1 protein-coding gene is annotated in these 284 nt (G+C 70.1%); it reads left to right on the top strand.

The window, feature by feature from the left end:
* Positions 1-284, top strand: a 284-nt coding sequence (locus LZP69_RS16270; RefSeq protein ID WP_234201736.1) for a hydantoinase B/oxoprolinase family protein, incomplete at both ends; no start/stop codon positions are given.

Here is a 284-nt window from a genome sequence, read left to right on the forward strand (position 1 = left end):
TCACGTCGAACCGCCTCTGCGGCGCCGTGTTCGGCGCGCTCTACCAGGCCCTGCCGCCCGAGGACACCATGGCCTCGTGCAACGACTCCACGTCCGCCACTTCGGTGTCCGGCTGGCACCCGCGCCGCAAGGCGACCTATGTGTACCCGGAGAGCATGGGCGGCGGCGCCGGCGCCTTCGCCGACATGGACGGCCAGGACGCGGTCCACGTCCACACGGTGAACTCGACCAACCTGCCGGTCGAGGCGCTCGAGCTCGAGTACCCGCTGCTCCTCGACGAATAC

This window comes from Shewanella sp. AS1 (assembly GCF_021412565.1).
Lineage (GTDB): Bacteria > Pseudomonadota > Gammaproteobacteria > Enterobacterales > Shewanellaceae > Shewanella.